Below are 12,035 nucleotides of genomic sequence, written 5' to 3'. Positions count from 1 at the left end.
CACTGCAGCAAATGACATTATCGTGTCGCTTGTATAGCCGAAACTTACAGGACGGAGTTTGCCTACGTACTTGCCGCAGAGCAAGAGGGGATATGTTTTCTGGAGGGTATTTATTAACGATTGGTTACTTTTATCAGTCTGGGTAACGGTTCTTGCCAATGCTCCGGTGACAGGTCGTGCCTCGTGCCAGTCAACTGTACATAGACGGCATAGTTGCAATAGTCAGCAGGCTGGGAACCAGTACACCGAAGAAAATAACAATACCAATAATGACACGGGATTCTGCGCCAGCACCATTATTCTACGCCAGTACCATTGGACAGTATCATCGGAATAGCACTGGCAACAGTGGTAAAGGCTGTCATCAAAATCGGTCGCAGGTGCAGTTTTGATGCTTCAATGATCGCTTGTTCAAAAAGGGTATCCCGGTCACGGAGCTGGCTAATAAACTCTACAATCAAAATACCATTATTAGTCGCCAGACCAATCAACATAGCCGTGGCCAGCTGGCTGTATATGTTCAGGGTTTCTTCAATAAAGTGTGAGGTGTTTTTGAATACCTTTATGGGGCTATTTAATCGAGGAAGTGCGAAATTAATCGAGGAAGTGCGAATTTAATTGAGGAAGTGCGAATGCCCACGGGTCAGTGCCTTTATTCACGCTCTTCGACGCGGGCTCGGGCAAACGCCTGCCCAGTATTGCCAAACCAACAAATGAGAAAGTTAATTGGCTTGAGGCTTTCTTTTGGGCAGGTCCGTGCGGTACTTCAAAGTCAGGCCGGAAATGAAATTACGCAGAAACTGGTTGCCACACTCTTTATAGTTTCGATGGCCGCGCTTTCTGAAAATGGCAGACAGCTCTGATTTGGACACTTCGAAATCGGCGAGTTTCATCATGTCGATGATATCGGTGTCTTTGAGTTCAAGGGCAATTCTGAGCTTGCGAAGAACTTCGTTCTTGGACAGCTGGGCACCTTTGGGCAGATAGTCCGGCTTTTTGCCTTCCTGAGCGCCTCTGCGGTGGATAATCAGGCCATCCAGAAAACGAGCCAGAACATCGTCGTGGCAGAGCACGTAACCCTTTTCCTCTTCCTTTCGCATCAGGTTATAAAGGTGATAGGCCGGAATTTCATGTTCGGCCAGTTTGAAAATGGCGATCATTTCATCGTCACTCAGGTTTAAAGCAAAACGCAGGCGACGTAACACATCATTGGCAATCATAAAGCACCGGAGAAAAGAGATAATCTGAAGCTGGTGGGCAGTATTTTATTGAATGGTGAGCATTATATCGGATGTGTGCTGTGGGTACAGGTGGGAACTGTACTGAAATATACAATGGACTTGGGTCAATAAAAGGGCTGATTCGAAGGTTTCGTAACACTCTTTCCTTTATGACGCGTTGACAATTTTAAGCCGAGCACCATGATAGATTCGACCTATTATCTAACGCTGTCAGACCTCGGGAGCTTTGTTGCTCGCACTCCGAAAATTTATGCAGAATCCGATTTTCATCACTCTTGTTTGTTCCATTCTGCTTCATGTTGGCGCGGGACTTTCTTTGTATTTTTTTTCAGAACAGCAACAACTGAAATTCCCGATTCTTCCGGCTCAAAGAGTAACTGTGAACCTGCGGGTTACAAAGCCGTCTGATTCTATGACTGAAAAGCGCAAAAAACCTGCCCAGAAAAAAGTCGTAACAACTTCAGGAGCTTCTGAAAACAAACACATTGTTCCCCTAGTACAACCTGAAAAAACCAAACCAGTGAAACAGGCTCTTCCTGTTGAAAAGGTGCTCATTGCAGAGAAAAAACCAGAACTTAAGAAAGAAAGACCGAAAAAAGCTGAACCAGAGGGAAAATCGGCTCAAAAGGTCAAGGAAGAAACTCTTCCACAAACGGTGGTTGCCAAAGACATTCGCGAAATCCTGGTAACCAGTGAAGTGGAAAACGCTAAGGTTCAGGGAGCATCCAGTCAGTATCGCCTGATAGAAACTCCCCGTTATTCTGGTCGTCAGGAGCAGCCTGTGTACCCTTATCGTGCTCGACGTATGGGGCAGGAGGGTACTGTGGTTCTGGATGTGAAATTGGATGGCAAGGGGAATATTTTCAGCATGGAAGTTGAAACAACATCAGGTCACAAGTCTTTGGATAAAGCTGCCCTCAAGGCTGTGGCTCGATGGCGCTTCTTGCCGCTGGTTGAAAATGGCAGAGGTATTCCGTCCCGGGTGAAAATCCCTGTTAAGTTTCGTTTGCGCTGAGCTTGCCTCTGTCCTGATCGCAACTGACCAGAACCTCAAAGTCCTCAGCCGTAGTTTCAACGTGATGAGCCAAGCAGGTGCCAGAAAGAGGTGATTTGTTGTTATCTGCATCCCGGATGAGCGGTTTCAGGGCCCAGACTGTCCTAAAGGAACATACCTGTCAGGTCATGAAAGTTGTTTAGAAAATAGTAAATTTGCAACGGAAATAAATACGACAAGTATGGCTTTTGTAAAAGTCTCAATACATTTTAACAAAGTTCACTTAAGTTGATTCAAAGCAAAATAAAGAGGTATTTAATCAACTATAAGTAATAACAAAGTTTAGAAGGTGGTTTTTATGAGCCCCGACACGAATGAATGCCGTACTGACAAATTAAAACCTTATTTTGTTATTGCGGATTTTATCGCCGAGTTTATTGGACCTCACTGTGAGGTTGTTCTTCACTCTCTGGAAAATGTACAGAGTTCTGTTGTTTATATTGTTAATGGTCACAACACCAACAGAAAGCTGGGTTCCCCAATGACAGACCTGGGTATTAAACAGGTCGCAGAAATGCGAAAAACGGGAAGCCGGATTACCGGGAATTATTTCACCCACGGCCGTGATGGTTCATTATTTAAATCTATTTCCTGTGGTTGTACAGATGCCGATAATAATATTATTGGCTTTCTGTGTATCAATATGAACCTTGATTGCCCGTTCCCTCAAATCATTAAAACGATGATGCCAGGGTTGGATAATCATGCAGAAGTTCTGGATGAGCAGTTTAACCACGATATGGACGAACTGCTGGTAACTGTTACTGAACAGGTTATCAATGAAGTTTCAACGGATCGTTCCATTCCATTGAAACAGAAGAATCGTTGTATTGTTCATGAACTGTTCGATCGCGGTATTTTCCAGATCAAAGGTGCTCCACAATACATTGCGGATCAGTTGAATGTAACCAAACACTCTGTTTATAAGTATTACCGGGAAGTGAAATAACTGTTCACTTTTTCAGGGTAAAAAAAGCCGGACATCCATATCCGGCTTTTTTATTGCTTGAATACTTGATCAGGCTGTAGCTGCCAAACCTGCTGAACTTTCGTTTTCACTCTCTTCTTTTAGTGTGGAAATTTCCGGATGGTCTTCTGCAAATTCCTCCCTTAGCATCTTGATAATGGATGCCATAGCAAGGAACAGAACCAGCATAAGCGGCAGTGCAAATATCAGGCTGACACTCTGAAGAATGGCAAGACCAGAGCTGGACATCATTAATACCAGAGCCAATGTTGAAGGTAGAACACCCCACAGGACAAGCATATTTCTGGATGGGTTTAAATCGCCGTTGGAAGAAATCACACTCAGGGTGTAGGTCGATGAATTGAGAGAAGTGATCAATCCAAGGAACATCGCCAGAATAATTCCGTAGGAGATAAATGTTCCCAGAGGGAAGTGCTCAAATACCAGGAAGTTAGCCAGTGGCGCGTATTCTGCAGCCTGGCGGATCACGTTGAGATCGGATAGCAGAGCAGTAGTACCAAAACCTGAACCCCAGATGTAAATAGCAACAGGTGGAGTCAGAATCGCACCGAGAATAAATTCACGAACAGTACGACCACGGGATACCCGCGCAACGAACGGGCCGACAAAAGGTGACCATGCGATTGCCCATGCATAGTAAAACAGGGTCCACTTGCCATACCAGGGAGCATTGTCTGAGAATGTTGGCAGCGCAAGACCATCTTTGAATGCGTTACTGAGGTAGTCACCGAGGGATGTCAGCAGCACGTTAAACATGGTGGTAGTTTCGCCAAGGGCATAAACCGTTACCAGCATGGCAATAACCAGTACTGCAAAAATATCAGAAACGCTTTTAATACCTTTTTTCACACCAGTAATGGCACAGCTGATAACAATGGCGGTAATACCAATAACCAGAACAGTTTTAATTGTCATGGTATCGGGCACACCCAACATATGGCTCAAGCCGCTGTTGATAGTCAGCGCCGCAAAACCGATAGAAGTAGCAACACCGGAAGCGGCTGCTAACACGCAGATAATGTTGATCAGTTTGGCCAGTTTGCCTTTCGTCTTGTCTTCACCCCAGGGCAGAAGAATATTACTGACCATACCACTCTGGTTTTTACGGAACATCAGGTAGGCAACTGCCAGACCAAGTACGGCAAACATGGACCATGCTTGAACGCCCTGGTGCAGGAAGAACTTACGGAAGGCAAAAGCCGCAGCTTCAGGGGTTTCTGGAGCAATTCCCGTCATAGGGTTTACATAGTGAGAAACTGGTTCTGCAATTCCCCACAGGATCATTACTGTTCCCATACCTGCAGAGAACAGCATTCCCAACCATGAGAAGGTGCTGAATTCAGGTTTAGAATCATCAGGGCCGAGGCGGATATCGCCGTATTTACTGAATGCCAGGAAAAAGAGAATGAGAACGAAGGAAAAAGTTCCGCCAGCGTATACCCAACCAAACTTTTCAATAATGTAGTTCATTGTCCCCAAGCTTAATTCTGCGAGCGCGTCTGGGGAAACTAATCCGAGCCCGATAATGCAGCCTAAAAGAGTCAGACAGATTATCAATATCTGCTTATCGTCTTTCTCGGCTTTAATTGTATGTGTCATTCGCCTGAAACCTTCTGAGCATCATTAAGGACGAATCTGTCTGGAGATATTCAGATTCTACAAAAAAGACCAGCACAATAAGTGCTGGTCAGATCATTGATTAGGAGTTTCTTGCGTGGAAAATGAAACCAATACTGTTCATCAGCACCTGAGCGGCAAGAATGGCAGTTGAATCTGTACGATCATAAGCTGGTGCAACCTCAACCAGATCCATACCAATGATATTTCCTTTACTGCGCTTAGCCAGAGCCTGAATAATCTCAACGACTTCGTAATATTGGAAACCACCGTGGCTTGGCGTTCCTGTGCCTGGAGCAATAGATGGGTCGAAACCATCAATATCAATAGTGATGTAGTACGATTTGCCCTGAGGAATACGGTCCAGAACACCTTCAACACCCAGGCGGCGAACGTCTCTAACAGACATAACATCGGAACCAGCTTCTCTGGCGGCATTAAAATCTGAACGGTTAGAAGACGACACATTGCGGATACCCATCTGGGTCATACCGGTAATGTGATCCATTTCTGATGCGCGGCGGATTGGGTTGCCGTGACCTTCGCGAACACCGTGGCGCTCATCCACGAAATCAAGGTGGGCATCAAAGTGAATAACATGAACAGAACCCTGATCACGAAATGCCCGCAGAACCGGCGTTGTTACGGAATGATCACCACCAATAACAATCGGCATGGTTCCGGCTTCCAGTAATTTGCGAACGGCAAACTCTGTGTTGTCGTGACTCTGTGCCATATCGGTATGAACAATATCAGCATCGCCTACATCAACAATTTTTACTTCTTCGTTGGTCAGGTAAAGAACGTCATCTTCGTGATCGTAAGCACCAGAATGGCCAAAAGAAAACAGGGTGGATGCTTCACGAACGGCACGAGGTCCAAAACGTGCGCCAGAACGCCATTGAGTACCCATGTCATTTGGAACACCGAGCACGGCTACATCGGCGTTAATATTATCCCAGTCATTGCAAACGGGAGCTTTGGCAAATGTGCAGTGGCCAACGAAAGGAAGATTTAATCGACCAGCTTCGTATCCATTGTTACTCATGAGAGACACCCTTAATTCATTGGTTGTGTTCTGAAAGCACAATCAATGTAAGGATTGCAATGCATAGGTAAAATACATTTCTATCTAAATAAAAATCGTATAAAACCGAAGTGACTTTTTATTTGATTCGGTAATGATTGTTGTTTGCAATTAGCCGAATAAAGACTTCGGTGATTTATGAGGCAAGTGCATGAAGCAGATCTGCGCATGTTGCGCATTTTTGTAACTATAGTCAACTGTAGTGGGTTTTCGGCAGCGCAATCGGTATTAAATATTGGTCAATCAACAATCAGTGAATATGTAAGCCGGTTGGAAACAAGAATGGGAACACGACTTTGTTATCGTGGGAGAGGTGGCTTTCGACTAACAGAAGCTGGTGAAAAAGTATTTGAATCTGCCCAGAGATTATTATCTTCCGTTGAAAGTTTTCGGCAGGAGGTCAGTGTTCTTACTGGAGACATTCAGGGGGAACTGAGGTTAGGACTTATTGATAACACTATAACCAATGAAGAGTTTCCCATCCTCTCCATATTGAAAGAGTTTCAGGAAATACACCCGAATGTTCATATTCATCTTGAAACTCGCTCCCCCCACGATCTTGAACAGCGAATTTTAAGCGGAGCATTACATTTGGCGATAAGCCCGTTTCCTGTTCATATCCAGGGCATTCTCTATGAAAAACTCTTTGATGAGCAGCATTTGCTGTATTGCGGAGAGGAGCATCCATTGTTCCGCAAGGAGAATGTTCGTATGGCGGATATACAACAAAGTCCGGTTGTTGTTCATGGCTATGAACATGAGGCGGATTTAGTGTCCATTCAGGCCAAAGTGGCCGGAGCGATTATTGATAATATGGAGTCGGAAGCTCTGTTGATCATGACGGGCAACTATGTCGGTTTACTGCCCAACCACTATGCACGACAGTTTGAAGAAGCTGGAAAGATAAAAGCATTACTTCCAGAAACGTTGTGTTATGCGTCCAGTTTTTATCTGGCTCACAGAAAGAATGAGCATCTGCCGGTTGTCCTGACAGCGTTTACTCAGCACCTGCGGCGTTTTTTCTCAGAGTCTTACTCATAACTCCAATTCTTCATCGAATTGAGCATCGGGTGATGATTTGACTTTATGTGAAGCTGCAGACTTCTTTCGGGTTTGGCGGGCAAATTTAGACCAGGTCTGGTGCCTATCCCTAAACCGGGCAGCAGCGATATCCTCTGATTCTTGCGGCGATTCTGCCTGATCCTCTTCCTGAAAGAGATGCATCTCTTCTATTGGAGTCGTGAGAGCCGTAGCTGAATCACTCTTCTCTTCTATTACAGGAGGGCGTTCATTCTTGTGTGGAGGAATATAGTCTTTGAATTTCTCCCTGGGCGTTAATGTAAGCTCCGGTAAGTTCAAGTCATAATCTACGCTGACAAACAACACTTTCCATTGGCCATGGGGAGCGGCCCGAAGAACGTATTGAAGTTTCAGTTCTGCAATATTACTTGTTATTCTCCAGCTAATATCGGCATGCCCATGCCTGGAATGCTTTTTGACATAAGCTTCTCTGTCTCTGGTTGATGCATCATAGTCTTTGGCAGGAATACCCGTTGGTGATTTTCCGATCTGTTGCTTTCTGTCAACACTGACTTTATTATAACTTGTGGTAGTGGTGAGATGAATTATATCGTTAAATCGCTGTATCTCTCCGATGTAAATACCATTACCTGACTGCAGTTCTAGTTGTTTTGGCGAGTTGATCATGCATTCGAACATGGATGGATGTGTGAAACCATTAGCGCTATGGGGAACGTGAAGATTGATGTAAACAGGGTACATCGAATTTTGTGATATAAAGTCTTCAAGTCTTCTTTGTAATGCCGGGTTTTCATCGGTAATGGTTTTCATGGCTGCCCAAAAAGCTTCGTTCTGGCTATTTAGATGATCTTGTTTCATTGCCGTAACGGCGTCTTGATGTGTTTGTTTGTCAGTGTCTGAAGCTCCCATACTGGGTGTGTGGCTCATCAGCGTTTTAAGCTCGGTGTCATGTTCTTTTTTAAAATCCCAGGTATTCAGTAGTGATGCCTGATCTCCACTCTCATCCTCATCCAGTTCATCCCCATAAACTTGTCTTTGGTCGCTCAATTGAATTAAAGATCGAAAAAACTCGTTACTTGGAGTTTTTGGCGTGCCTTCAGATGCCAGCATGGTTGTTTGTAAAATGTCCTTGAATTCTTGGGGGACAGCCAATTTGGCTCCGTTAACGCTCAGGTTTGCTGTGAAAACAGTTTGGGAGGTATCGAGGACTGTGTCAGCGGAATGTAGAAAGACAACTGGAGTGTCTTCCAGTGTGGCAGGCAGAGAGCGTCTTTTGTCTTTAGTACCTGAATCTGAGGTTGTAGTTCTCAGGTCTGTGTAGCTGAGAGTAAGACCAAGATCTTCGCATTGACTGATACCTTTCTGATCAGTGGGGGAGCAGGAAGTTGCGGCAGGAGGGTGAGTGCTGCTTGTTGGCCTTCCAGCAGCTCTTTCTTTCTGACTTCTTGATCTGACAAGTTTGTAACGCTTTTCGAGCTCAGGATCTACTTGTGTTACATCAGGCCCGGATATTGTGAGTTGGGATGTTGATGCTTCTGGTGGAGGTTCTTTCCCTTTTTTTTCTGAGCTTTGGGATGCTCCCATAAATAGAGGAATGAACCTGAGCCTGTTTTCAATGATGGCCTCAATGTAGTCATCTTTGGATGTGTAATGTTTACTGAACCAATCAGCTTTCAGAAAAAGATGCGAACTCTTAGCTCTTGATGCTGATGAATTTTCTAGTTTGTTAGCTGCTAATACTTGAAGGTTGCCGCGCCCTGAAAACAGGTGGGCATACTCTTCATCGGAAAGGTGTACTGTAAGCTCTTCTAACCCTTTGCCTGCAGGTATTCTCATTAAGGGAATTATATGGGGGAGAGAAACAACCTCAACGTTGTGAACAGGGTTCTGCACAGGAGGGGCCGGGAGAAAGTAGCTGTTATCTTTTCCACCAGTAAAAGAAAAAATGTAGGTGTAAACGGGTTCAATTGTGGGTGTGTAAGTAATTTTCAGATGATGATAAAGGGCTTTGCTTGTAAAAGGGTTTGAATAAACAGCTGAGCTAAGCGTTATCAACAGACACAGTAAAACAACGACTCTGGCAAACATTCTTTAAGCCAACATTTTTTAAACTAAGAGTGCGATTCCCTGATGAATGATAGTAGAGGATTATTGTTTTTGTGCGGGGAATGGGGAATGAAAACCCATACTGCTCAGGGCAGCATGGGTTTGGAGATAACGCGATTAGAAAGACGCGTTACGTGGGATTCGTGGGAACGGAATCAGTTCACGGATGTTTTGAACACCGGTCATATAACCCAGCAAACGTTCAAAACCAAGACCAAAGCCCGCGTGAGGAACGGTGCCATAGCGGCGCAGATCACGGTACCAGCCGTAATCTTCTTTATTCATACCTTGAGCTTCGATACGGGCATCCAGTACCTCCAGGCGTTCTTCACGCTGGCTGCCACCGATGATTTCACCAATGCCGGGAGCCAGAACATCCATAGCGGCAACAGTTTTGCCATCGTCGTTCATGCGCATGTAGAACGGTTTTATGCTGGCCGGGTAATCGGTTACCACTATCGGGCCTTTTACATGCTCTTCCGCCAGGAAACGTTCGTGCTCGGAAGACATATCGATACCCCAAGACACAGGGAATTCGAACGTCTTGCCTGATTTCAGCAGTACATCGATGCATTCTGTGTAGGTCATGCGTGTGAAGCTGGATTCAGACAGCGTCTTCACACGTTCGATGCAGCCTTTATCAACACGCTGGTTGAAGAACGCCATATCATCAGTACGCTTTTCAAGGATCTCGCCGCAAACCGTCTTCAGCATGTTTTCGGCCAGATCTGCCACATCACTCAGATCTGCAAAAGCAACTTCGGGTTCCACCATCCAAAACTCAGCCAGATGGCGACTGGTGTTGGAATTCTCAGCGCGGAAGGTTGGACCAAAGGTGTAAACCTTACTCAGGGCACAGGCCAGAGCTTCAGCATTCAACTGACCAGATACAGTCAGGAATGCTTGTTTACCGAAGAAGTCTTCGTTGAAGTCAACATCGCCTTTGTCTGTGCGAGGAAGGTTGTTGAAATCCAATGTAGACACACGGAACATTTCGCCAGCACCTTCACAGTCAGAGGCTGTGATAAGAGGGGTGCTGGCCCACATGTAACCTTCACGATCAAAGAAGTTGTGAATGCTGTTAGCGGCGGAGTGGCGCACTCGGTTTACAGCACCGATGATATTGGTGCGTGGACGCAGGTGCGCGTGTTCACGCAAATGCTCCATGGAGTGGCGCTTGGGCTGCATCGCGTAGGTTTCAGGATCGTCAACCCAGCCTACAATTTCTACGGAAGTGGCTTTGACTTCCCAGTCCTGACCTTTGGCAGGAGATTCCACCAGAATACCTTTTACCCGCACACTGCAGCTGGCGGTCAGCTTCTGGATTTCACTTTCATAGTTAGGCAGGCCGCTTTCAGCAATAACCTGAATAGGGTCAAAACAGCTGCCATCGTGAACGGCCAGAAAGGACATGCCTGCCTTGGAATCACGGCGAGTGCGAATCCAGCCGCACAGTTCAATTTCCTGCTCTTGTAAAGATTGGCCATTGGGCTTTTGGCCGGCCAGCAGATCGACAATGGAGATATGGCTCATTGGCTATAGTCGTTACTTGAATCGTTAGAGATTGATTATAAGTTGGCCAGCGCAAGATGACAGCGTCGACCAGAAAATAAGATGAAAACTGTGCCAGTGTTTCAGGGCTGACGGGAATATCAATCCGCAAACCCCGCATTCAGAGATTCTTATTGATAAGGGCTCTTACAATATTTAACTCTCACCGTAGATCTGCCAGTCTATCCGTGCGCGAATAGGGTCTCCGTACTATAAAACATCAACGCCCCTGGTTCCCCGAGAGGAATGGGTCGGTGGATGTATTTTTTCTGGTTATAAGCTGTATGGATAGGGTGAATGAAACCACGGGATGAGCCAAAAGAGAGTTATTTTTTTATTGAACTGCTCAGAGCCGTCGCAGCATTTGCGGTCATCATAATTCATGTGATTGGCCCTTACCGGAGTATGATTGGCCAGATTCCGGATTATGACTGGCTCGCAGCCGTGGGATTTAATGTCAGTTCCCGATGGGCTGTTCCGGTATTCATCATGATTACAGGCGCTTTAATGCTTCCGGATACCCGCCCGTTTAATCTTCACATTTACCTGAACCGCAGAATCAGGCGGGTGGTGATTCCATTTTTAATCTGGTCTGTTTTTTATGCTTTTCTGGCAGGGTTAGGTTGGGATAGCCAGGGTATCTTTTATGACTTAGAGCCAGCGTTGACTCTTCTGGCGGGGCTTCCGGAAGAAGCGACTTGGTATCATCTGGGTTTTTTTTACTATTTCATTCCGCTTTATCTGGTTATTCCCTTTCTTGCGCCCTTGCTGCAGAAAATGTCCGATGATCAGCTGTGTATGTTGATTCTGGGATGGCTGGTTTTGACGCTGTTTTACCTGCTGGGCGTAGAATCTGACTGGATGACTGGTGTGATTATGTATGGAGGCTATTTGCTTCTGGGTTACGCTCTGGTTCGTATGCCATTAAATTTTGAACAGCGCAGAGCTTTGTTTATTACCGCAGGCTTTGCCATTGTTGCCGGTTTGTATGGTGTTTGGGATTTATCTTCAGCAGCCGGGGATTACTCACCCGGTATGTACACTTCCTATAAAACCCTGAATACAGTCGTTGTGGCTGCTGCGGTCTTTGTTGCAGCGTTTTATTATGGTGTGAAGCTTCAGGGGAAGTTAAGGCGTGCGGTGTATTTCATTGGGCATCACAGCCTTGGGCTGTACCTGTTTCATCCCATTGTTCTCTGGCCTATACAAAATTGGGAGTTGTTTCCAGGGTTAACTCTGTTAACTGTTCCAGCGGTTGCCATAATTGTAATGATTATCTCTTTATTTTTTGTCTGGTGGCTTAGCAAGAGTAAAGCCACGGCGTGGCTTGTGCCATGAGTCATGATTTGG

Annotated in this window: 10 protein-coding genes; 4 read left to right on the top strand and 6 right to left on the bottom strand. The window is 45.5% G+C overall.

Going from position 1 to position 12,035, the window contains the following annotated elements:
- Positions 1 to 296: 296 nt before the first annotated feature.
- On the bottom strand, positions 297 to 494 hold the full coding sequence (locus QMA35_RS14110) for an efflux RND transporter permease subunit (RefSeq protein WP_281647798.1): 198 nt from the start codon (positions 492 to 494) through the stop codon (positions 297 to 299).
- Positions 495 to 722: 228 nt separating this feature from the next.
- Positions 723 to 1,220 carry a DUF1456 family protein gene (locus QMA35_RS14105; protein WP_281647797.1) on the bottom strand — a complete coding sequence of 166 codons (498 nt, stop codon included), beginning with the start codon at positions 1,218 to 1,220 and terminating at the stop codon, positions 723 to 725.
- Positions 1,221 to 1,491: 271 nt separating this feature from the next.
- Here QMA35_RS14105 and QMA35_RS14100 point away from each other — a divergent pair, with 271 nt between their 5' ends.
- The gene (locus QMA35_RS14100; RefSeq protein WP_281647796.1) at positions 1,492 to 2,256 is read left to right on the top strand and encodes an energy transducer TonB; all 765 of its coding nucleotides are present in this window, start codon (positions 1,492 to 1,494) and stop codon (positions 2,254 to 2,256) included.
- A gap of 337 nt (positions 2,257 to 2,593) precedes the next feature.
- The gene (locus tag QMA35_RS14095; RefSeq protein WP_281647795.1) at positions 2,594 to 3,244 is read left to right on the top strand and encodes a PAS domain-containing protein; all 651 of its coding nucleotides are present in this window, start codon (positions 2,594 to 2,596) and stop codon (positions 3,242 to 3,244) included.
- Between the two features lie 69 nt (positions 3,245 to 3,313).
- Here QMA35_RS14095 and QMA35_RS14090 read toward each other — a convergent pair whose 3' ends face one another.
- Entirely contained in the window at positions 3,314 to 4,882 is a 1,569-nt protein-coding gene (locus QMA35_RS14090) for a BCCT family transporter (protein ID WP_281647794.1), read from the bottom strand.
- Positions 4,883 to 4,982: 100 nt separating this feature from the next.
- On the bottom strand, positions 4,983 to 5,948 hold the full coding sequence (gene speB, locus QMA35_RS14085) for an agmatinase (RefSeq protein ID WP_281647793.1): 966 nt from the start codon (positions 5,946 to 5,948) through the stop codon (positions 4,983 to 4,985).
- Positions 5,949 to 6,155: 207 nt separating this feature from the next.
- Between speB and QMA35_RS14080 the strand changes: the two genes are divergently transcribed.
- The gene (locus tag QMA35_RS14080) at positions 6,156 to 7,028 is read left to right on the top strand and encodes a LysR family transcriptional regulator (protein ID WP_281647792.1); all 873 of its coding nucleotides are present in this window, start codon (positions 6,156 to 6,158) and stop codon (positions 7,026 to 7,028) included.
- Here the strand turns inward: QMA35_RS14080 and QMA35_RS14075 are convergent.
- Positions 7,023 to 8,180, bottom strand: a complete 1,158-nt coding sequence (locus tag QMA35_RS14075; protein WP_281647791.1) for a hypothetical protein — start codon at positions 8,178 to 8,180, stop codon at positions 7,023 to 7,025. The genes QMA35_RS14080 and QMA35_RS14075 overlap by 6 nt on opposite strands.
- 1,071 nt (positions 8,181 to 9,251) lie before the next feature.
- Entirely contained in the window at positions 9,252 to 10,667 is a 1,416-nt protein-coding gene (gene asnS / locus QMA35_RS14070; RefSeq protein ID WP_281647790.1) for an asparagine--tRNA ligase, read from the bottom strand.
- Positions 10,668 to 10,982: 315 nt separating this feature from the next.
- Here asnS and QMA35_RS14065 point away from each other — a divergent pair, with 315 nt between their 5' ends.
- Positions 10,983 to 12,023, top strand: coding sequence for an acyltransferase family protein (locus QMA35_RS14065; protein ID WP_281647789.1), 1,041 nt, complete (start codon positions 10,983 to 10,985; stop codon positions 12,021 to 12,023).
- The last annotated feature ends 12 nt before the right edge of the window (positions 12,024 to 12,035 follow it).

The organism is Parendozoicomonas sp. Alg238-R29 (assembly GCF_947331445.1).
Lineage (GTDB): Bacteria > Pseudomonadota > Gammaproteobacteria > Pseudomonadales > Endozoicomonadaceae > Sansalvadorimonas.
This window is presented reverse-complemented; position numbering and strand designations above follow the sequence as displayed.